Origin of the sequence: Streptomyces sp. NPDC042638 (genome assembly GCF_040647235.1) — a bacterium.
In the GTDB taxonomy this organism is placed as follows: Bacteria; Actinomycetota; Actinomycetes; order Streptomycetales; family Streptomycetaceae; genus Streptomyces; species Streptomyces rameus.
Genome location: NZ_JBEZBT010000042.1, coordinates 1 through 20,454, shown reverse-complemented (window position 1 = coordinate 20,454; position 20,454 = coordinate 1). Strand labels below are relative to the sequence as shown.

At 73.3% G+C, this 20,454-nt stretch carries 14 protein-coding genes and 1 pseudogene; 4 read left to right on the top strand and 11 right to left on the bottom strand.

What is annotated here, in order from left to right:
* Nucleotides 1–186: 186 nt before the first annotated feature.
* Nucleotides 187–1,653: a regulator gene (locus tag AB0B40_RS27705; protein ID WP_345046814.1), complete on the top strand. Its 1,467-nt coding sequence runs from the start codon at nt 187–189 to the stop codon at nt 1,651–1,653.
* Between the two features lie 120 nt (nt 1,654–1,773).
* Here AB0B40_RS27705 and AB0B40_RS27700 read toward each other — a convergent pair whose 3' ends face one another.
* A complete protein-coding gene (locus AB0B40_RS27700; RefSeq protein ID WP_362266146.1) occupies nt 1,774–3,147 on the bottom strand; it encodes an NAD(P)/FAD-dependent oxidoreductase in 1,374 nt (457 codons plus the stop codon).
* A gap of 180 nt (nt 3,148–3,327) precedes the next feature.
* The gene (locus AB0B40_RS27695; RefSeq protein ID WP_345059610.1) at nt 3,328–4,224 is read right to left on the bottom strand and encodes a TIGR01777 family oxidoreductase; all 897 of its coding nucleotides are present in this window, start codon (nt 4,222–4,224) and stop codon (nt 3,328–3,330) included.
* A gap of 74 nt (nt 4,225–4,298) precedes the next feature.
* On the opposite strand from AB0B40_RS27695, the gene AB0B40_RS27690 reads away from it, so the two are divergent.
* The gene (locus AB0B40_RS27690) at nt 4,299–4,787 is read left to right on the top strand and encodes a GNAT family N-acetyltransferase (RefSeq protein WP_345059608.1); all 489 of its coding nucleotides are present in this window, start codon (nt 4,299–4,301) and stop codon (nt 4,785–4,787) included.
* 44 nt (nt 4,788–4,831) lie between these two features.
* Here AB0B40_RS27690 and AB0B40_RS27685 read toward each other — a convergent pair whose 3' ends face one another.
* Complete coding sequence (locus AB0B40_RS27685) at nt 4,832–6,016, bottom strand: MarP family serine protease (RefSeq protein ID WP_345059606.1); 1,185 nt, start codon at nt 6,014–6,016, stop codon at nt 4,832–4,834.
* Between the two features lie 269 nt (nt 6,017–6,285).
* On the opposite strand from AB0B40_RS27685, the pseudogene AB0B40_RS27680 reads away from it, so the two are divergent.
* Nucleotides 6,286–7,017, top strand: a pseudogene (locus AB0B40_RS27680) (peptidoglycan recognition protein); the annotation flags it as partial.
* A gap of 163 nt (nt 7,018–7,180) precedes the next feature.
* On the opposite strand, the gene AB0B40_RS27675 reads toward AB0B40_RS27680, so the two are convergent.
* From AB0B40_RS27675 to AB0B40_RS27645, 7 genes are all read right to left on the bottom strand, one after another.
* Nucleotides 7,181–7,699 (bottom strand): DUF4240 domain-containing protein, encoded by a 519-nt coding sequence (locus tag AB0B40_RS27675; RefSeq protein ID WP_345059614.1) that lies wholly within the window; start codon nt 7,697–7,699, stop codon nt 7,181–7,183.
* Between the two features lie 58 nt (nt 7,700–7,757).
* Entirely contained in the window at nt 7,758–8,741 is a 984-nt protein-coding gene (locus AB0B40_RS27670; RefSeq protein WP_345059604.1) for a WYL domain-containing protein, read from the bottom strand.
* 56 nt (nt 8,742–8,797) lie between these two features.
* On the bottom strand, nt 8,798–11,500 hold the full coding sequence (gene aceE, locus AB0B40_RS27665; RefSeq protein ID WP_345059602.1) for a pyruvate dehydrogenase (acetyl-transferring), homodimeric type: 2,703 nt from the start codon (nt 11,498–11,500) through the stop codon (nt 8,798–8,800).
* 259 nt (nt 11,501–11,759) lie between these two features.
* Nucleotides 11,760–12,383, bottom strand: coding sequence for a GntR family transcriptional regulator (locus tag AB0B40_RS27660; RefSeq protein WP_345059600.1), 624 nt, complete (start codon nt 12,381–12,383; stop codon nt 11,760–11,762).
* A 243-nt stretch (nt 12,384–12,626) separates the two neighbouring features.
* A complete protein-coding gene (gene sucB / locus AB0B40_RS27655) occupies nt 12,627–14,468 on the bottom strand; it encodes a 2-oxoglutarate dehydrogenase, E2 component, dihydrolipoamide succinyltransferase (RefSeq protein WP_362266142.1) in 1,842 nt (613 codons plus the stop codon).
* Between the two features lie 62 nt (nt 14,469–14,530).
* Complete coding sequence (gene lpdA, locus AB0B40_RS27650; protein WP_345060622.1) at nt 14,531–15,919, bottom strand: dihydrolipoyl dehydrogenase; 1,389 nt, start codon at nt 15,917–15,919, stop codon at nt 14,531–14,533.
* Nucleotides 15,920–16,188: 269 nt separating this feature from the next.
* A complete protein-coding gene (locus tag AB0B40_RS27645) occupies nt 16,189–17,769 on the bottom strand; it encodes a leucyl aminopeptidase (protein WP_362266140.1) in 1,581 nt (526 codons plus the stop codon).
* Between the two features lie 342 nt (nt 17,770–18,111).
* On the opposite strand from AB0B40_RS27645, the gene AB0B40_RS27640 reads away from it, so the two are divergent.
* Nucleotides 18,112–20,145 (top strand): hypothetical protein, encoded by a 2,034-nt coding sequence (locus tag AB0B40_RS27640; protein WP_362266138.1) that lies wholly within the window; start codon nt 18,112–18,114, stop codon nt 20,143–20,145.
* A 57-nt stretch (nt 20,146–20,202) separates the two neighbouring features.
* Here the strand turns inward: AB0B40_RS27640 and AB0B40_RS27635 are convergent.
* A partial coding sequence (locus AB0B40_RS27635; RefSeq protein ID WP_362266135.1) for an adenosylcobinamide-GDP ribazoletransferase occupies nt 20,203–20,454 on the bottom strand: 252 nt, incomplete at its 5' end.

The following is a 20,454-nucleotide window of genomic DNA, read 5'->3' as shown; positions in this document are numbered from 1 at the left end:
CTGTACGTCCGACCGGAGTACGTCAGCCCTGCGGGCGTTCCTCACACGATCGGATGAATGCGCGTCGAAGTGTGCGATCGTCTGCTCACTCTCCGCTACATTCGCGCCGTTCGTGAGGCCATAAGGGCTGCTCAAAGGCAATCCGGGCACTTCGCCAGGCCCGGAAGGCAGGAGACCGCACCGCAGATGACGGACCGACCCGCGCAGCGCACCCCCAACCGCCAGCTCGCCGCGCTCATCGCAGAAGCGGGGTTCTCCAACGCGGGTCTGGCCCGTCGCGTCGACCAGCTCGGCCTGGAGCACGGGCTGGACCTCAGATACGACAAGACGTCCGTCACCCGCTGGCTGCGCGGACAGCAGCCGCGGGGCACGACGCCCGCCCTCATCGCCGAGGTGTTCACCCGCCGGCTCGGGCGTCGGCTCACCGCCCAGGACCTCGGCCTGGACGCCTGTGCGCCGGTCTACGCCGGCCTGGAGTTCGCGGCCACCCCGGAGGAGGCCGTGGACATCGTCAGCGGGCTGTGGCGCAAGGACTCCGGCAGCCACGCCGAGCTGCGCAAGATCGCCTTCACCCCGGCGGGACTGGTCGTGCCCAGCCGGGACTGGCTGATCGGCAAGCCCGACGACCGGGTGGCCCGCGAGCCGGCGCCCCGGGTGCCGCCGCAGGGCCGCCCCGGCGCGGTCAGGCCCCAGCCGCATCCGGGGCCGGCGGTCCTGCCCCGGCTGCGCGGGCACGCCGAGCGTGGCGGCCACCGGGTCAGCGGCGGTGACATCGCCGCGCTGCGCTCGGTCGGCGAGCTGTTCCGCACGCTCGACGACCGGTTCGGCGGCGGGCACGCCCGCCAGGCGCTGGTGCGCTACCTGGAGCACGAGTGCGAGCCGATGCTCCGCGGCAGCTACGACGAGCAGACCGGCCGCCGGCTGTTCGGCGCCGCCGCCGATCTGACTCGGCTCGCGGGCTGGACGTCGTACGACATCGCCGCGCACGGGCTCGCCCAGCGGTACTTCGTCCAGGCCCTGCGGCTCGCCCAGGCGGCCGGCGACCGGGCGTACGGCTCCTACGTCCTGGTCACGATGAGCCGCCAGGCCGTCTACCTCAGCCACGGCAGGGAGGCCGTGCAGCTGGCGCGGGTCGCCCAGCAGGGCGTCGGCACCGGCGCCCCGCCCGTCGTCCAGGCGCTGCTGCACGCCTCCGAGGCGCGGGCGCACGGTGTCCTGGGCGAGGTGCGGGCGTGCACCGCGGCGCTGGTCCGGGCCGAGCGCGCGCTCGACGCGGCCCGGCCCGGGGACGACGTGCCGTACTGGGCCGCGTTCTTCGACGAGGCGCAGCTCGCCGACGAGTTCGGGCACTGCCACCGCGATCTGCAGCAGTACCGGGCCGCCGCGCAGCACGCCGAGCGCGCCCTGCAGCTGCGGGCGGCCGGCTACGCCCGCAGCCGCCTGTTCTGCCGGATCGTCCTCGCCACCGCCCGGCTCGGCCTCGGCGAACTCGACCAGGCGTGCGCGCTGGCCGCGGAGGCGGCGGGCCAGGCGGCGGAGATGCGGAGCGCTCGCGCGGTGGAGTACGTGCGGGACTTCGAACGCCGCCTGGAGCCGTACCGGGACGCGGCACCGGTGCGCGGGTACCGGGAGAAGGTCGCGGCACTGGGCTGACCATGAAAACACGCCACCGGGCGGACGGCCGTCGGCCGCGACGGCGGGCGGCCACGACCGGTCCGGTGCCTGCGCCCCCCACCGCCGCGGCCGGGGAAAGGCACGGGCCGGGGGGCGCGTTCACGCCGCCCGGGGCAGTGTCGGTGCCGGGTCGGCGGCGGGGAGCGAGTCCGCCGCGCCCAGGTCGGAGAGGACCGCCGAGGCCGCCCGGTGGGCCGAGTGCAGCGCGCCCTGGACGGTGCTGGTGTCCCGGTGGTCGCCGCAGACGTACAGGCCCGCCAGCAGCCGTACCGGCCGGCGCAGGTCGTGGGGCGGGCGCATCGCCGGGACCGCCTCCGGGGTGTGGTGCACGGCCAGCGTCTCCCAGCGGCGCGTCGAGGTGCCGTACAGCCGCGAGAGGTGGATGCGCACCGCGGTGTCGACCCCCTCCGGCGGTGCCCCCAGCACCGTCGAGGAGATCAGCACCCGGCCGGCCGGCGACCGGCTCGGGTCCACGTTGCTGACCACCGCCGTGTGCGCCACGGGCCCGCCCCGGTCGGCGTCCAGCAGCAGCGAGGTACCGGTCGCGAAGGCCGCCGCGGGGTCGTCGGTGGTGTGGTGGACCACGGTCACCGGATGGAAGTCCGGCACCCGCAGGCCCGGCAGCAGCTCCGCCGCGGCCCGCGCGTCGGTCGCCAGCAGCACCGCCCGGCAGCGGATCTCCCCGTGCTCGGCGGTGGTCACCGAGGTCGTGGACACGGACGTGACCCGCACCCCGGTGTGCACGGTGCCCGGCGGCAGCGCCCGCGCCAGCATCTCCGGCAGCATCTCCGCACCGCCCTCCGGCACGCACAGCCGGCCGCCCGCGAAGGCGCGCAGCGCCAGGTCGGCGCACCGGCTGGACGTGGTCAGCTCCGGGTCGCACAGCAGCGCGGCGAGCAGCGGGCGCAGGAAGCCCTCGATGGTGCGCGCCGGCACCCCGCGCTGGGCGAGCGCCTGGGCGGCCGGCATCTCGGGGCGGGCCAGGACGCGCTCGACGGGGGTCGCCGCGATCCGGCCGAGCGCGGCGCCCAGCCGCGCCTGGTCGACCGCGCCGCCCACCGGCGCGGCGGCCCGGCCGGGCGTGGCCGGCGCAGTCCTGGGGGCGCTCGCGAGAGCGCGCACCACATGGAGTGCGCCCCGTGCGCCCCTTGCGCTCCCGCCGACCGCCGGCGGGAGCGCGCGCTGGGTGCGCCCGTCGCGGTGCAGCAGGACGCCCGGCGCGAAGCGGCGCACGGTCAGGGCGTCCAGTCCCGGCGTGAGCCGGAGTTCGGGGTAGGAGGTGGACAGCAGCTGTCCGATCCGGTCGAGCCGGAAGCCGTCGACCTTCTCCGTCGACATGCGGCCGCCGACGTACGGGGCGGCCTCCAGGATCGCGGTGGTGACTCCTGCGCTGGTCAGCCGATGGGCCGCCGAGAGGCCGGCGATTCCGGCTCCCACGATGACGACGTCCACCTGGTACGCGGGCTCAAGCACGAGGCCCCTCCTGTGGTTGCGCGGCCGGTGGAGACGTGATGCCCCCAACTGGCCCCGGGGATACCCGAGTTCGGGTCGAGGGTAGGGCCGTCATCGGTCAACAACAGTCGCGCATCGCCAGGGCACGGTCGCATGGAGGTCGCATACGGTCACTTTCGTTCGCCGGTGTTGTCATCCGGCTCACGCCGCCGCGCGGATCGCCTCGTCGATGCCCGGAAAGGCGAACCGGAACCCCGACTCCAGCAGCCGTTTCGGGACCACCCGCTGACTGCCCAGCACATCGCCGGCCATCTCCCCGAGCGTTGTCCGCAGTACCGCGGCGGGCACCGAGAACACCGTCGGCCGGTGCAGCACCCGCCCCATCGCCGCCGTGATCTCCCGGTTCGGCAGCGGCTGCGGGGCCGTCAGGTTGAACGGCCCGGACAGCGTCTCCCCGTCGATGAGGTGCCGGATCGCGGCCACCTCGTCGTGCAGCGCGATGTACGACCAGTACTGCCGCCCGTCGCCCAGCCGGCCCCCGAGCCCCGCCCGGAACAGCGGGAACAGCCGCCCCCAGGCCCCGCCGTCCCGGGCCACCACCAGCCCCGTGCGCAGGAACACCGTCCGCACCCCCGCCTCCGCCACGGGCGCCGCCGCCTCCTCCCACTCCACGCACAGCCGGGACAGGAAGCCGTCGCCCGGCGGCGCGTCCTCGTCCGTCACCCGGTCGCCGGTCTCGCCGTAGAAGCCGATCGCGCTGCCGTTCAGGAACGCCCGCGGCGGCCGGGGCAGCGAGGCCGCCGCCTCGGCGAGCGCGGTCGTGCCCAGCACCCGGCTGTCCCGCAGCAGCCGCTTGTACTCCGGTGTCCAGCGCCGGTCGCCCACCCCGGCCCCCGCCAGGTTGACCACCACGTCACACCCGGCCAGCCCGGCGGCGTCGACGTACTGCCGCCCGGGGTCCCAGTGGACCTCGTCCGCGCCCCGGGGCGCATGGCGCACGAGGCGCACCACCTCGTGCCCGTCGGCGGCCAGGGACCGCACCAGAGCGCTGCCGATGAGACCGGACGCGCCGGCCACCGCGATACGTGAACGTTCCATGGTCTCCAGCATGCCGGTACGGCCGGTCGGAAACCCGCTGGGACGCCCGGGCCGTCCGCCGTAAGGTGACCGTCATGCCCGAGCCGCTCATACGCCACGCCCGCCCCGAGGACGACGGGGAACTGGCCCTCCTCGACCGCGCCACCTGGTCCACCCTGCACGCGGTGACGCCCGAGCCCGAGCCGCCGTACGGGCCCTTCTTCGACGAACGGCACGGCCCCGAGGAGTACCTGGTCGCCGTGGCCGGCGGGCGCCTCCTCGGCTACGTCCGCATCGCCCGCCCGACCCCGCTCGCCTCGAACGCGCACGTCCTGGCGATCCAGGGCTTCGTCGTCGCCGAGGAGGCGCGCGGGCGGGGCGTCGGGCGGGCGCTGATCCGGGCCGCCGTGACGGAAGCGCGCCGGCGCGGCGCGCGGCGCCTCACCCTGCGGGTGCTCGGCCACAACACCCCGGCCCGCAAGCTGTACGAGTCCGAGGGGTTCGCCGTCGAGGGCGTGCTGCCCGGGGAGTTCCACCTCGACGGCGCCTATGTCGACGATGTCCTCATGGGCCGCGGCGTGTGAACGCCGGGCACCCGGCCTGACCCGGAAGACCCGGACGACAGGCCCTAGGCGTCGACCAGCCGGCCCGTGTCCACCGGTGCCGTCGCCGTCGCCGCGTGCCGGGCGTCGTCCGCCACCTCGTCCGCCGTCAGCGCGTACCCCGTCTCGGCGTCCGCCGTGGAGCGGGCGAAGACCACCCCGAACACCCGGCCGTCCGTGGTCAGCAGCGGGCCGCCGGAGTTGCCCGGCCGGACCGTGGAACGGACCGAGTAGACCTCCCGGGTGACCGTGCCGTCGTTGTAGATGTTCTGGCCGGTCGCCCGCACCCGGTTGCCGACCGTCGCCGCCTGGAGGTTCAGGCCCCCGTCCTGCGGATAGCCCGCCACCACCGCCGAGTCCCCGCGCTCCGCGCCGGTGTCGAACCGCAGCACCGGGGCGCGCAGCCCGGGCACGTACAGCACCGCCACGTCCCGGTCCGGGTCGAAGAGCACCACCCGGGCCTCGTACGACCGCCCGACCCCGCCGACGCGGACGCTCGGGTGGTCGATGCCGGCCACCACGTGCGCGTTGGTCATCACATGCCGGGCCGCGTAGACGAACCCGCTGCCCTCACGGCCCTCGGCGCCGGCGGCGCCCTCGATCTTCACCGTGCTCAGCCTGGCCGCGTCCGTCGCCGCCGGGGTGACGCTGTCACCGGTCGGCCGGGCCACCCGGGCCGTCGACTCGTTCTCGAACGGGTTGAAGACCTGCGGGAAACCCGCCTCGGTGAGCGCCGAGGTGGCCCTGGAGAACCACGCGGGCGTGGTCTGCGGCATCGCGTCCTGCACCGCGCCCAGCAGCGCCGAGTTCCGGATCGCCGTCGTCAGGGTCCCCGACGGGGCCGCCGCCAGCACACTGGCCGCCACCCAGGCCACGACCAGCACCGCGACCGAGTTCGCCGCCGCGCCCCCGATCCCGTCCACCACCCGCAACGGACCCCGGTCCAGCTCCCCGCGCAGCCGCAGCGCCAGCCGGCCCGCCAACTCGTGACCGACCGCCGCCGGCACCAGCACGGTCAGCACCGCGAGCACCGTGGCCGCCGACGAGCCCCGCTCCACCTGGCCCGTCACCCACGGCAGCACCCACACACCGACGACCGCGCCGCCCACGAACCCGGCCAGCGAGACACAGCCGGCCACCAGTCCGCGCCGGTACCCGGACACCGCGTAGACGACGACCACCAGCGCAAGCACCAGATCGAGCAGGTCCACTGAGCCGCCTTTCTCTCGGACCCCTCAGTACGGACGGGACCGGTCCGATGATCAGCCACGCACGTGTGCGGCGGCCACCGGACGGCGGCACCGGCCACGGACGTGTGTACCCTCCTGAAACGACCCGGACCGGGATGATGGTTCCACCAGGTGGCACAGCGCACATCGCGGGCGCGGTACAGCGGCCCGAGAGTGGGATCATGCGTGTCGTCCGAAGAGCCCCGAAGGCCCGGAAACCGCGCACCGTACGGACCCTCCGCACGGTACGCGTGCTGCTCGGGTGCCTGCCCGGGGTACTGGCCGTGGTCGCGCTGGCGCTGTGCGCCCGCGGCGTCGAGCGGGCCACCGTGCCCGGCCGCACCGCCGCCGCGGCCCGGCCGCCCGCCCTCCACGGCGCCGCCCGGCCGCGCATCGTGCCGCGCTCGGGGTGGCTGGACCGCAGCACCGGGCGCAGCCAGCCGCCACCGCGCTACGACGACAAGGTCGTCGCCGTCTTCGTCCACCACACGGACTCGCCCAACGGCTACCGGTGCGCCGACGCGCCCCGCATCATCCGGCACCTGTACTCCGGGCAGACCGGCGCCCGGGGCTGGGACGACATCGGCTACAACTTCATCGTCGACCGCTGCGGCACCATCTACGAGGGCCGCGCCGGAGGCGTCGACCGGCCCGTCACCGGCGCCCACGCCCAGGGCTTCAACCACCGCACCGCCGGCATCGCCGCCCTCGGCACCTTCACCGCCGGCGTCCCCGTGCCCCGGGCCATGACCGACGCGATCGCCGCCCTGGCCGCCTGGAAACTCGGCCTGGCCGACGTCGATCCCCGCGGCCGGGTCCGGCTGGTCTCCAGCAGCGGCCTCAGCCGCTACAAGGCGGGCACCCCCGCCACGCTGCCCGTCCTCGCCGGCCACCAGGACGGCTACCGGACCGACTGCCCCGGATCGGCCCTCACCGCCAGCCTCCCGAAGATCCGGGAGCGGGCCGCCCTGCTGCAGGGCCGGGCACCCGCACCGAGCCGCACGGCGACAGCGAAGCCGACGGGCACGGGCGAACCGACAGGCACAGACGAGCCGACGGACACGGGAAAACCGACGGGCACGGGAAAACCGGCGGGGAAGCCGCAGGCCGTGCGCGGCTCGCACCCAGCCCCGCGCCCTACCCGCCCTACCCCCTGAACCGCTCCCACAGACGGGGATACCGCTGCGCCAGCGCCCGGTCGCTCTCCAGGTCCAGCGGCGTGCCCTCCGGCTCGGCCGGCGCCGGGGCGATGCCCAGGTCGGGCGCGACGGCCCCGGTCAGCTGCTCGTACGCCTCGTCCGCCGCGTACCCCAGCTCCTCGCCGTCGCCGTCGATCTCCTCGTCGAACTCGCCCAGCAGATCCGCCAGCGCGTCAGGGTCGTGCAGGGCACCCTCGTAGACCTCCCGGCCCTGGCCGATCAGCCAGCACCGGAAGAAGTCGAACGCGTCGTCGCTGCACCCGTCCAGCAGCAGCCATGCGGCACCCCACAGATCCCAGCGGTAGGCGCGGTTGTAGCGGGCCTCGAAGTGACGGGCGAAGTCCAGGACCAGCTCGGGGTCCAGCTGGAGCAGCCGGTCCACGAGCAGGTCGGCCTGTTCCTCGGGATCACCCTCGGCAGCCTCGCGGGTCGTGTCGATCAGCTCCCAGAACTCCGTCTCGTCCATCACGGCACCAGCATCGGGCCTCGGCCGGTCGGGCGCACGCGGAGTACGCGGATCGTCGTCAGCCGTCCGTACCGCGGTACAGCCCGGCGGCCCGGGCGGCGTCCGCCGCGAACCGCTCCCGCAGGCGGGCCGGCGCCAGCACCTCGGCCTCCGGCCCGAGCGCCGTCAGCTGGGTGTGCGCGACCTCCTCCGACTCCACGGGCAGCGTCACCGTCACCCAGCCTCCGGCGTCCGGCGCGCCCGCACCGTCCAGCGCCTGGCGCGCGCCGAGCGGGTCGACGGCGTGCGGCAGCCGGCGCACCCCCTCCGGGGAGAGCCGTACGACGACCTCGGCGCGCAGGATCGACCGGGCGAACCGCTCGGCCTGCTCCGCCCAGAAGCCGGGCAGATCGAAGTCCGGGTCACGGCCGAAGCGTTCCGGGAGGGCCTCGGCGGCACCGAACCGGTCGATCCGGTAGGTCCGGAAGGAGCCGCTCCCGGCCACCCGCGCGCACAGGTACCAGACCCCCGCCTTCAGCACGAGCCCGTACGGTTCCAGCCGCCGCTCCACCTCGCGGTCCCCGCGCCGGTAACGGGCGAGGACACGGCTGTCCTCCCACACCGCCTCGGCGAGCACCGGCAGCAGCGCGGGCGTCTCCGGCTCCCGGAACCAGGCGGGCGCGTCCAGGTGGAACCGCTGGGCGGCCGTGTCCGGGGCGTCCCGCAGCGAGGGCAGCAGCGCGGCGGAGACCTTCAGCCGGGCCGCCGAGGCCGCGTCCGCCAGCCCCATCTCCCGCAGCGCCCCCGGTACGCCGCTCAGGAACAGCGCCTCGGCCTCGCTCCTGGCCAGCCCGGTGAGCCGCGTCCGGTAACCGCCGACCAGCCGGTACCCGCCGGCCCGCCCCCGGTCGGCGTACACCGGCACCCCCGCCTCCGACAGGGCCTGCGCGTCCCGCGTCACGGTCCGCTCCGACACCTCCAGCTCCCGCGCCAGCTCGGCGGCGGTCATGGCCGGCCGGGACTGCAGGAGCAGCACCATTTTGATCAGTCGGGCAGCGCGCATACGGCCATCATGCAATGAGGCCCCCGCCGGAGCGGGGGCCTCATCAGCTGGCTCTGCTACAGCCCGTACTTCTCCCGGGCCTCCTTGACCGACGTGGCCTTCACCTCGCCGCGCCGGGCGAGCTGGGCCAGGGCCGCGACGACGATCGACTCGGCGTCGACACCGAAGTGGCGGCGGGCGGCCTCACGGGTGTCCGACAGGCCGAAACCGTCGGCGCCCAGCGAGGACCAGTCCTGCTCGACCCACTGCGCGATCTGGTCCGGGACCTGGCGCATGTAGTCGGAGACGGCCAGCACCGGGCCCTCGGCGCCCTGGAGCGCCTGGCGGACGTACGGCGCCCGCTCCTCGCCGCGCAGCAGCGCCGCGTCGGCCTCCATCGCGTCCCGGCGCAGCTCGGACCAGGAGGTCGCGGACCACACGTCGGCGGCCACGCCCCACTCCTCGGCGAGCAGCTTCTGGGCCTCGAGGGCCCAGTGGATGGCCGTACCCGAGCCCAGCAGCTGGATGCGCGGGGCGTTGGCCGGCGCGGACACGCCCGCCGACTCCGCCGTGTTGAAGCGGTACAGGCCCTTGACGATGCCTTCGTCGATGCCGAGGCCCTGCGGCTTGGCCGGCTGCGGCAGCGGCTCGTTGTAGACCGTGAGGTAGTAGAAGACGTTCTGGTCCTCGCCCTCCTTGGCCTCGCCGTACATCCGGCGCAGACCCTCGCGGACGATGACCGCCACCTCGTAGGCGAACGCGGGGTCGTAGGTCAGGGCGGCCGGGTTGGTGGCCGCGATGACCGGGGAGTGGCCGTCGGCGTGCTGCAGGCCCTCGCCCGTCAGGGTCGTACGGCCGGCCGTCGCGCCGACGAGGAAGCCGCGGCCGAGCTGGTCGCCGAGCTGCCACATCTGGTCGGCCGTGCGCTGCCAGCCGAACATCGAGTAGAAGATGTAGAACGGGATCATCGCCTCGCCGTGCGTCGCGTACGCGGTGGACGCGGCGATGAAGTCGGCCATCGAACCGGCCTCGGTGATCCCCTCGTTGAGGATCTGGCCGTTCTTGGCCTCCTTGTAGTACATCAGCTGGTCGCGGTCGACCGGCTCGTACGTCTGGCCCTTGGGGGAGTAGATGCCGAGCGACGGGAACAGCGACTCCATGCCGAAGGTGCGCGCCTCGTCGGGGACGATCGGCACCCAGCGCTTGCCGGTCTCCTTGTCGCGGACCAGGTCCTTGACGAGGCGGACGAAGGCCATCGTGGTGGCCACGTTCTGCGAGCCGGAGCCCTTGTCGAAGGAGGCGAACGCCTTCTCTGCGGGGGCGGGCAGCGGGGCCAGCGCGTGCGTGCGGCGGGCCGGGGCCGGGCCGCCGAGGGCCGCGCGGCGCTCCTGGAGGTAGCGGACCTCGGGGGAGTCGGCGCCGGGGTGGCCGTAGGGGACCACACCGTCGATGAAGTCGCTGTCCTTGATCGGCAGCTCCAGCAGGTCGCGCATCGTCTTGAACTCGTCCACCGAGAGCTTCTTCATCTGGTGGTTGGCGTTCTTCGACGCGAAGCCCTCGCCGAGGGTGTGGCCCTTGACCGTCTGGGCCAGGATCACGGTCGGCGCGCCCTTGTGCTCGACGGCGGCCTTGTACGCGGCGTAGACCTTGCGGGCCTCGTGGCCGCCGCGCGAGAGGTGGAAGCACTCGAGGATCTTGTCGTCGCTCAGCAGCTTCGCCATCTCCGCCAGCGCCGGGTCGGCACCGAAGAAGTCCTCGCGGATGTAGGCGGCACCACGGGTCTGGTACGTCTGGACCTGCGCGTCCGGTACCTGGCGCAGGCGGCGTACCAGCGCGCCGGTGGTGTCGAGCTGGAACAGCTCGTCCCAGGCGGTGCCCCACAGCGTCTTGACGACGTTCCAGCCGGCGCCGCGGAACTGGGCCTCCAGCTCCTGCACGATCTTGAAGTTGGCGCGGACCGGGCCGTCCAGGCGCTGCAGGTTGCAGTTGATGACGAAGGTGAGGTTGTCCAGCTCCTCACGGGCGGCGAGCGCGAGGGCCGCCGTCGACTCCGGCTCGTCCATCTCACCGTCGCCCAGGAAGGCCCAGACGTGCGAGGCGGAGACGTCCTTGATGCCGCGGTTGGTCAGGTAGCGGTTGAACCGCGCCTGGTAGATCGCCGACAGCGGGCCGAGGCCCATGGAGACGGTCGGGAACTCCCACAGCCAGGGCAGCCGGCGCGGGTGCGGGTACGACGGCAGGCCGTTGCCGCCCGCTTCCTGGCGGAAGTTGTCCAGGTGGTGCTCGTTCAGCCGGCCGTCGAGGAAGGCGCGGGCGTAGATGCCGGGGGAGGCGTGGCCCTGGATGTACAGCTGGTCGCCGGAACCGTCGCCCTCCTTGCCCTTGAAGAAGTGGTTGAAGCCGGTCTCGTACAGCCAGGCCGCGGAGGCGAAGGTGGCGATGTGGCCGCCGACGCCGTGCTTCGCGCCGCGGGTCACCATGGCGGCCGCGTTCCAGCGGTTCCAGGCGGTGATCCGGGCCTCCATCTCCGGGTCACCGGGCAGGCCCGGCTCCGCGGAGGTGGGGATGGTGTTGACGTAGTCCGTCTCGAGGAGCTTCGGCAGCGCGACGCCGCCCCGCTCGGCGCGCTCCAGCGTGCGCCGCATCAGGTACGCGGCGCGGTGCGGCCCGGCCTCCCGTGCGACGGCGTCGAGGGAGGCCTGCCATTCGGCGGTCTCCTCCGGGTCGCGGTCCGGGAGCTGGTCGAGCGCGCTCGGCTGGATGGCGTTGGGGTCGGTCATGTCGCCGCCTTCCTCAGTCGAAGGGGGTTCCCTCATCGGTAAGGGTTCGGGGGTGCCCTAGGTCTTTGGCAGGACAGGGCGCGGACTTCGGTGGAAGTCCGTCGGTGACTGTAACTCCCTGATCGATGATCGATCAAAGGGTGAGGGCCGAAAACCTCTCGATTTGAAGAAACTAGGCACGCGGTGCCTGCCGCGATGGCACCGGGTGACGCCTTCCGGCCGTGTTTTCGCAGGTGAGCGAGGGGGCGCTCGGGTGCCGTCAGGGCCGCGGAGCGCAGCCCAGGACGTGCGCCTTCACCAGCTCGGCGATGCGCGGATCACGCCGCTTGAACGCCTGCACCAGCTCCTCGTGCTCCTCCGCGTACGACTGCTGGACCGTCCCCAGCCAGCGGATGGACAGCGCCGTGAAGACCTCGATGCCCAGACCTTCCCAGGTGTGCAGCAGCACCGAGTTGCGGGCCGCGCGGACCAGCTCCCGGTGGAAACCGACCGTGTGGCGCACCTGGGCCGTGCCGTCCGTGTTCCGGTCGGCCTCGTACAGGGCCAGGACGTGCGGCTCCAGCGCCGAGCAGTCCTCCGCCAGCCGCTCCGCCGCCAGCTCGGCCGCGATCGCCTCCAGACCGGCCCGCACCGGGTAGCTCTCCTCCAGGTCGGCCGCGGTCAGATTGCGTACGCGCACGCCCTTGTTCGGCGCCGACTCGATCAGCCGCAGCGACTCCAGCTCGCGCAGGGCCTCACGCACCGGCGTCTGGCTCACCTCCAGCTCGGTGGCGATCCGGCGCTCCACGATCCGCTCGCCGGGCTGCCAGCGCCCGCTGACGATCCCCTCCACGATGTGCTCGCGGATCTGCTCGCGCAGCGAGTGGACGACGGGCGCGGTCATGAGGGCTCCTTAGGAAGAGGCGTGCTAGCGGCCTCCGGGGGGCTTCGTCGTTTAGACAATACGGCCGGTTCGCTCGGCGGGCAGGGCGCATGGACGTGCTTTTGCGCAGGTGAGACGAGCCTTACACGCTCGGTGTGCCGACAAACACGAACACCCCGCCCGGAACGCTCCGGGCGGGGTGCCGCACTGCCTGATCAGGGAGAACAGAGGACCGGCTCTCCTTCGGTGAGAGCCTCGCCCCCGTTACAGACCGAGCTCGACCTCGAACTCGCCCGCCTCCAGGATCGCCTTGACCGCCGTCAGGTAACGGGCCGCGTCGGCGCCGTCGACCAGGCGGTGGTCGTAGGAGAGGGTCAGGTAGGTCATGTCGCGGACGCCGATGACCGTGCCCTCCTCGGTCTCGATGACGGCCGGACGCTTGACCGTGGCACCGATGCCGAGGATCGCGACCTGGCCCGGCGGCACGATGATCGTGTCGAACAGCGCGCCACGCGAACCGGTGTTGGAGATGGTGAAGGTCGCGCCGGACAGCTCGTCCGGGGTGATCTTGTTGGCGCGGACCTTGCCGGCCAGCTCCGCCGTGGCCTTGGCGATGCCCGCGATGTTGAGGTCGCCGGCGCGCTTGATGACCGGGGTCATCAGGCCCTTCTCGGAGTCCACCGCGATCCCGATGTTCTCGGAGTCGAAGTAGGTGATCGTGCCCTCGGCCTCGTTGATCTTGGCGTTGACGACCGGGTGGGCCTTCAGCGCCTGCGCGGCGGCCTTGACGAAGAACGGCATCGGGGAGAGCTTGACGCCCTCACGGGCCGCGAAGGAGTCCTTCGCCTTGGCGCGCAGCTTCATCAGGCGGGTGACGTCGACCTCCACGACCGACGACAGCTGGGCCTGCTCGTGCAGCGCCTTGACCATGTTGTCGCCGATGACCTTGCGGATGCGGGGCATCTTGACGGTCTGGCCGCGCAGCGGGGAGACCTCCAGCGCCGGGGCCTTCTTGGCGGCGGCCGGGGCGGCGGCAGCGGCCGGGGCCGGGGCGGCGGCCTTCGCGGCCTCGGCGGCGGCGATGACGTCCTGCTTGCGGATACGGCCGCCGACGCCGGTGCCCTTGACGGTGGCCAGGTCGACGCCGTTCTCGGCGGCGAGCTTGCGCACCAGCGGGGTCACGTAGGCGCCCTCGTCGGTCGCCTGGGTGGCGGTCGGCGAGGTCGGCGCGGTGGCCGGGGTCACCGGGGCCGGGGCGGGCGCCGGAGCCGCGGGCTGGGCCGGAGCCGCGGGCTGGGCCGGGGCGGAGGGCTGGGCCGGGGCCGCGGGCTGAGCCGGGGCGGCAGCGGCGGGCTCGGCCGGAGCGGCGGGGGCCGGGGCGGCCGGAGCGGGCGCCGGGGCGGCCGGGGCAGCGGCGGGCGCCGGAGCGGGGGCGGCCGGAGCCGGAGCGGCGGCCGGGGCGGCACCCGGAGCGCCGATGACGGCGAGCTTGGCGCCGACCTCAGCGGTCTCGTCCTCGCCGACCACGATCTCCAGCAGCACACCGGAGGTGGGCGCCGGGATCTCGGTGTCGACCTTGTCCGTGGAGACCTCGAGCAGCGGCTCGTCGGCCTCGACGGAGTCGCCCACCGACTTCAGCCAGCGGGTCACGGTGCCCTCGGTGACGGACTCACCGAGCGCGGGCAGGACCACGTCCGTGCCCTCGGCGCCACCGGCCGGAGCGTACTCGGCGGCGGGGGCCTCGGCGGCGGGGGCCTCGGCCGCCGGCGCCTCGGCGGCCGGGGCGGGAGCCGGCTCGGCCGCCGGAGCGGACTCGGCGGCGGGGGCGTACTCGGCGGCGGGGGCCGGGGCGGCAGCGGGCGCGCCCGTGCCGTCGTCGATCACGGCCAGTTCGGCGCCGACCTCGACGGTCTCGTCCTCGGCGACCTTGATGGAGGCCAGCACGCCGGCGGCGGGCGAGGGGATCTCGGTGTCGACCTTGTCGGTCGAGACCTCGAGCAGCGGCTCGTCGGCCTCGACGCGCTCGCCCTCGGCCTTCAGCCAGCGGGTGACAGTGCCCTCGGTGACGCTCTCACCGAGCGCCGGAAGGGTTACGGAAACCGCCATGGTTTCGGTTGCTCCTAACGAATTGCGGAAAGTCTGTGTCGTCGCGCCCGTTGACCGAAGGCTCAGTCGTGGGAGTGCAGCGGCTTGCCGGCGAGCGCCAGGTGCGCCTCGCCCATCGCCTCGTTCTGCGTCGGGTGGGCGTGGATGAGCTGGGCGACCTCGGCCGGCAGCGCCTCCCAGTTGTAGATCAGCTGGGCCTCGCCGACCTGCTCGCCCATGCGGTCGCCGACCATGTGGACGCCGACCACGGCGCCGTCCTTCACCTGGACGAGCTTGATCTCGCCCGCGGTGTTGAGGATCTTGCTCTTTCCGTTGCCCGCCAGGTTGTACTTCAGAGCGACGACCTTGTCCGCGCCGTAGATCTCCTTGGCCTTGGCCTCGGTGATGCCCACGGAGGCGACCTCGGGGTGGCAGTACGTCACCCGCGGGACACCGTCGTAGTCGATCGGAACGGTCTTGAGACCGGCCAGACGCTCCGCCACCAGGATGCCCTCGGCGAAGCCGACGTGCGCGAGCTGGAGCGTCGGGACCAGGTCACCGACGGCGGAGATGGTGGGGACGTTGGTGCGCATGTACTCGTCGACCAGGACGTAGCCACGGTCCATGGCGACACCCTGCTCCTCGTAGCCCAGGCCCTGCGAGACCGGGCCGCGGCCGACGGCGACGAGGAGGACCTCGGCCTCGAACTCCTTGCCGTCGACGAGGGTGACCTTGACGCCGTCCTGGGTGTACTCGGCCTTCTGGAAGAAGGTGCCCAGGTTGAACTTGATGCCGCGCTTGCGGAACGCGCGCTCCAGAAGCTTCGAGGAGTTCTCGTCCTCCACCGGGACGAGGTGCTTCAGGCCCTCGATGACGGTGACGTCCGAGCCGAAGGACTTCCACGCCGAGGCGAACTCGACGCCGATGACACCGCCGCCCAGGATGATCGCGGACTTCGGCACGCGGTCCAGGACGAGGGCGTGGTCGGAGGAGATGATCCGGTTGCCGTCGATCTCCAGGCCGGGCAGCGACTTCGGCACGGAGCCGGTCGCCAGCAGGACGTGGCGGCCCTCGACGCGCTGGCCGTTGACGTCCACCGAGGTGGCGGAGGACAGCCGGCCCTCGCCCTCGATGTAGGTGACCTTGCGCGAGGCGATGAGGCCCTGCAGACCCTTGTACAGGCCGGCGATGACGCCGTCCTTGTACTTGTGGACGGCCGGGACGTCGATGCCCTCGAACGTGGCCTTCACACCGAACTGCTCGCTCTCGCGAGCCTGGTCGGCGATCTCGCCCGCGTGCAGCAGGGCCTTGGTGGGGATGCAACCCCGGTGCAGGCAGGTGCCGCCGACCTTGTCCTTCTCGATCAGGGCGACGTCCAGGCCCAGCTGAGCCCCGCGCAGGGCCGCGGCGTAACCACCGCTACCACCGCCGAGGATCACTAGGTCGAAAACGGTGCTGGCGTCGTTCGCCACGTCACGTCCTCCATGCATGTGCGCCGTAGGCCGGTCGACGATGACCGGCGGGCGGCTGGTGTCCGGCCGCTTGATGCTTCGGCCCTTCGGTGGGGGCCCTGTCCTGCCGGGCTCCATCTTTGCACTTGTTCGAGGCGGACGAGACGCCGGGCTGGGGTGTGAGACTGCCCACTGGAGCGCCCCGCCGGGGGCGCGGGGAGCCGCGCGAACGGCCCCCGCGCCCCCGCCGTCACCCGGCGGACGAGGCCACCCGAGCCGACGGGCGGCCGTCAGCCCAGGTCACCCGCGGCGGTCAGCTCGGCCAGCCGGACCAGCGTCCGCACGGCGGAACCCGTACCGCCCTTGGGCGTGTAGCCGAACGGCCCGCCCTCGTTGAACGCCGGGCCGGCGATGTCCAGGTGCGCCCAGGTGATGCCCTCGCCGACGAACTCACGCAGGAACAGGCCGGCGACCAGCCCGCCGCCCCACCGCTCGCCCATGTTCGCGATGTCGGCCACGGTCGACTCCATGCCCTTGCGCAGGTGCTCCGGCAGCGGCATCGGCCAGGCCGGCTCGCCGACCTCCTCGGCCGCCTCGTGGACCGTGGAGCGGAACGCGTCGTCGTTGGCCATGACGCCGAACGTCCGGCTGCCCAGCGCCAGCATCATCGCGCCGGTCAGCGTGGCGACGTCCACGATCGCGTCCGGGTTCTCCTGCGAGGCCGCCCACAGGGCGTCGGCGAGGACCAGCCGGCCCTCGGCGTCGGTGTTGAGCACCTCGACCGTCTTGCCGCTGTACATCCGCAGCACGTCACCCGGTCGCACGGCCGAGCCGGACGGCATGTTCTCGGCCAGCGCCAGCCAGCCGGTGACGTTGACCTCCAGGCCGAGACGGGCGGCGGCGACGACCGCGGCGAACACGGCGGCGGCACCGCTCATGTCGCACTTCATCGTCTCGTTGTGGCCGGCCGGCTTCAGCGAGATGCCGCCCGAGTCGTAGGTGATGCCCTTGCCGACGAAGGCCAGGTGCCGGTCCGCCTTCGGGTGCTTGTACGACAGCTTCACCAGGCGCGGGGTGGCCTCCGAGCCGCCGCCGACGCCGAGGATGCCGCCGTAGCCGCCCTTGGCCAGGGCCTTGTCGTCGAGCACCTGCACCTTGAGGCCGTGCTCCTTGGCCGCGGTCTGCGTGATCTGGGCGAAGACCGCGGGCGTCAGGTCGTTCGGCGGCATGTTGATCAGGTCGCGGGCGCGGTTCAGCTCCTCGGCGACCGCGACCGCGCGGGCGAGCGCGCCCTTGTGGGCGGCGTCGCGCGGCTTGCCGCCGAGCAGCGTGGCCTCGGCCAGCGGTGCCTTGCCGTTCTTGGCCTTGGCCTTCCCGGAGTCCTGGGCGCCGCCCTTGTAGGTGTCGAAGGAGTAGGCGCCGAGCAGCACGCCCTCGCCGATCGCGCCGATCGCGCCGGGGCCGTCCACGGGCAGCGCGAACGCGGCCTTCCGGGACCCGGTGAGCGCGCGGGCGGCCACGCCGGCGGCCTTGCGCAGCGCCTCGGCGTCGTACCCGGCGTCCTCGTCCTCGGCGTCCTTCGCGTCCTTGCCGTTCTTGGCGTCGGTGTCGCCGGGCTTCGGGCCGAGGCCCACCGCCACCACGAGCGGGGCCTTGAAGCCGGCCGGCGCGGGCAGCTTCGTCAGCTCGCCCTCGGCACCCGAGGCGCCGAGGGTCTCCAGGACGCCGGCCAGCTTGCCGCCGTACGCCTTGTCCACGGCCTCGGCGCCGGGTGCGACGACGGGCCCCTGGGCACCCTTGGCGACACCGATCACGATCGCGTCGGCTCGCAGGCCGGGCGCCGCGGAGGTGCTGAGAGTCAGAGCAGTCACGGTGGTGAAATCTCGCTTCCGATGTGAAGTTGCTGTGGCCGAAGTGGGGTGGGTCGACCGGGCCCGAGAGCCGACCCTAGGTCCAGGCCTGGGGACAGGTGGCAACCGGGGCCCTCACCCTGTCGGCGAACACCCGGAACGAGACTACGCGCGTGCGTCTCCTCGCTCATTCCTTCGAGCGTTCACCCGGGCGTGGCGCGAAGGCCGTATCCCGCCTCCCCACAACGTGACCTGCGTCACAGTAACCGGGTTCCGGTGTGCTGCCGATCCACCGCTTCGCATGATTTCCACTGATTCTCCGCGGGCTCACCACGGAGAATCCTCTGGGGGGAGGAACCAGTCATGTCCCACCGCACACGCCGCTGGAGAGCCGCCGGTGTCACCGTCACCGCAGCGGGGCTGATCACACTCGGGCTCGCCGCGCCGCACGCCTCGGCGGCGGCCGAGCCGCGCGTCGACCTCAGGGTGCTGGTCGTCGACGACGGCGCGGGCCCCGTCGCCGCGATCACCGCCCAGCTGAAGAGCGAGGGCGTCCCGTACACCACCGTCGGCCTGGACGACTCCGGGCGGCCCACGATCACCAGCGCCTTCCTGAGCGACACCGTCGGCGGCCGGCCGCGGGCGAGGTTCCAGGGCGTGGTCCTGCCGAACGAGGCCCCGTTCGGCGCGGGTTCGGCCGAGCAGACGGCTCTGGAGAGCTACGAGAGGACGTACGGCATCCCGCAGCTCGACGCCTACACCTGGGCCCACCCCGAGGTCGGGCTCGACTACACCGACGCGGGCGGCTACGCCGGCCCGCTCGACGGGCGCCCGGCGAACGTCACCCCGGCCGGCCGGACGGGCCCCTTCGGCTATCTGCGGGGCGCCTTCTCCTTCGAGGACAACTCGCCCTCGGTGGACGAGAGCTACGGCTATGCCGCCCAGCCCCGCACCGGCTTCACCAGCTACGTCGACACCCCCGTGCCCGGCGGCGCGGGCACCGGCAGCCTGCTCGGCGAGTACGCCCACGACGGCCGCCGCGAGCTGGTGGTGACCTTCGCCTACAACCAGTACCAGCAGCAGTTCCGGGTGCTGGCCCGCGGCATGGTCGAGTGGCTGACCCAGGGCGTGCACCTCGGGCAGGCCCGCAACTACTTCGCGGTCCACGTCGACGACGTCTTCGCGCCGGACGCCCGCTGGGACACCGAGCGCAACTGCACCCCCGGCGACATCGACTGCGCGGGCGGCGGCGACACCGGGACACCGATCCGGATGACCCCGGCCGACGCCCAGTACCTGGCCTCCTGGCAGCGCGCCCACGGCTTCACGCTGGACATGGTCTTCAACGCGGGCGCCGGCGAGGAGTGGAAGAGCGAGAACGGCGGCAAGGACCCGCTGACGGACCAGCTGCTGAAGGACAGGGCCGAGTACCGCTGGGTGAACCACACCTACACCCACCTGTTCCTCGGCTGCGTCCAGGACGTGACGACCGTGCCGTGGAGCTGCGTGAAGAACGCCGACGGCTCGACGAAGTGGGTGAGCCGCTCCGACATCTCCGCCCAGATCGCCGACAACTACGACTGGGCGCTGCTGCACGGCCTCTCCGTCGATCCCGGCGAGCTGGTCACCGGCGAGCACTCGGGTCTGAGGACGCTGCCGCAGCAGCCGCAGGACAACCCCGAGCTCGGACCCGCCCTCGCCCTGAACGGCGTGAAGTGGACCGCCTCGGACAACTCCCGTGAGTCCGTGCAGCGGACCGTGGGCAGCGGCACGCTGACCGTGCCGCGCTACCCGATGAACGTGTACTACAACGTCGCCACCGAGGCCGAGATGGCCGACGAGTACAACTGGATCTACACGTCCAGGACGGACGGCGGCAGCGGCGTCTGCGAGAACAGCCCGACCTCGACCTGTCTGCCCCGGCCGCTGGACACGGCCACCGGGTTCACCGGCCACATCGTGCCCACCGAGGCGCACGCCGACCTCGGGCACGTGCTGAGCAACGACCCGCGTCCGCACTTCGCCCACCAGTCCAACCTGGCCGAGGGCCGCGTCCTGTACCCGGTGCTGGACCGTGTCCTGGCCGACTACCAGGCCCTGTTCGCCGACAACACGCCGGTCGTCAACCTGCGCCAGAGCGCCATCGGCGCCGAGCTGCAGAACCGGGCGAAGTGGCAGACCGCGCTCGACGCGGGCAAGGTCACGGCCTACCGGATCGGCGACACCGTGACGGTCACCGCCCCGTCCGGCACGAAGATCCCGGTGACGGCACCGGAGGGGACCAGGCAGCAGCAGGTACTGGGCACGGCCCCGTTCGGCACGGCGTACGCCGGCGAACGCTCGGCCTGGGCGTCCCCCGGTCTGCTCCAGTCGGCGCTCACCCTGAAACTGCCGTAGCAGCGGCCCCCGCGGGGGCGCGGTGCCGGACAGCGCACCGCCCCGGGCCGGACGGCGCTACCGGCCGAGCGACAGCAGCACCAGCGTGGTGGTCGCCGCGGTCTCCGCGACCGCGCCGAACACGTCACCGGTGACCCCGCCGAACCGGCGGACACAGCGGCGCAGCAGCAGTTCGGCGACGGCGACGGCGACGGCCACCGCGACGGCGGTGCGCACGCCGACGCCGTCGCCGAGGCCGGCCCCCGCCGCCCCGGCGCTCCTCCAGGGTGACGCCGAGGAACAGCACGAGGGAGGAGTCCTTGAAGAGCA

Excerpts from the sequence above, each read along its gene's own strand:
- AB0B40_RS27705 (WP_345046814.1), top strand. The coding sequence starts at position 187 with ATGACGGACCGACCCGCGCAGCGCACCCCCAACCGCCAGCTCGCCGCG.
- AB0B40_RS27695 (WP_345059610.1), bottom strand. The coding sequence starts at position 4,224 with ATGGAACGTTCACGTATCGCGGTGGCCGGCGCGTCCGGTCTCATCGGC.
- AB0B40_RS27690 (WP_345059608.1), top strand. The coding sequence starts at position 4,299 with ATGCCCGAGCCGCTCATACGCCACGCCCGCCCCGAGGACGACGGGGAA.
- AB0B40_RS27675 (WP_345059614.1), bottom strand. The coding sequence starts at position 7,699 with ATGGACGAGACGGAGTTCTGGGAGCTGATCGACACGACCCGCGAGGCT.
- AB0B40_RS27670 (WP_345059604.1), bottom strand. The coding sequence starts at position 8,741 with ATGCGCGCTGCCCGACTGATCAAAATGGTGCTGCTCCTGCAGTCCCGG.
- aceE (WP_345059602.1), bottom strand. The coding sequence starts at position 11,500 with ATGACCGACCCCAACGCCATCCAGCCGAGCGCGCTCGACCAGCTCCCG.
- AB0B40_RS27660 (WP_345059600.1), bottom strand. The coding sequence starts at position 12,383 with ATGACCGCGCCCGTCGTCCACTCGCTGCGCGAGCAGATCCGCGAGCAC.
- sucB (WP_362266142.1), bottom strand. The coding sequence starts at position 14,468 with ATGGCGGTTTCCGTAACCCTTCCGGCGCTCGGTGAGAGCGTCACCGAG.
- AB0B40_RS27640 (WP_362266138.1), top strand. The coding sequence starts at position 18,112 with ATGTCCCACCGCACACGCCGCTGGAGAGCCGCCGGTGTCACCGTCACC.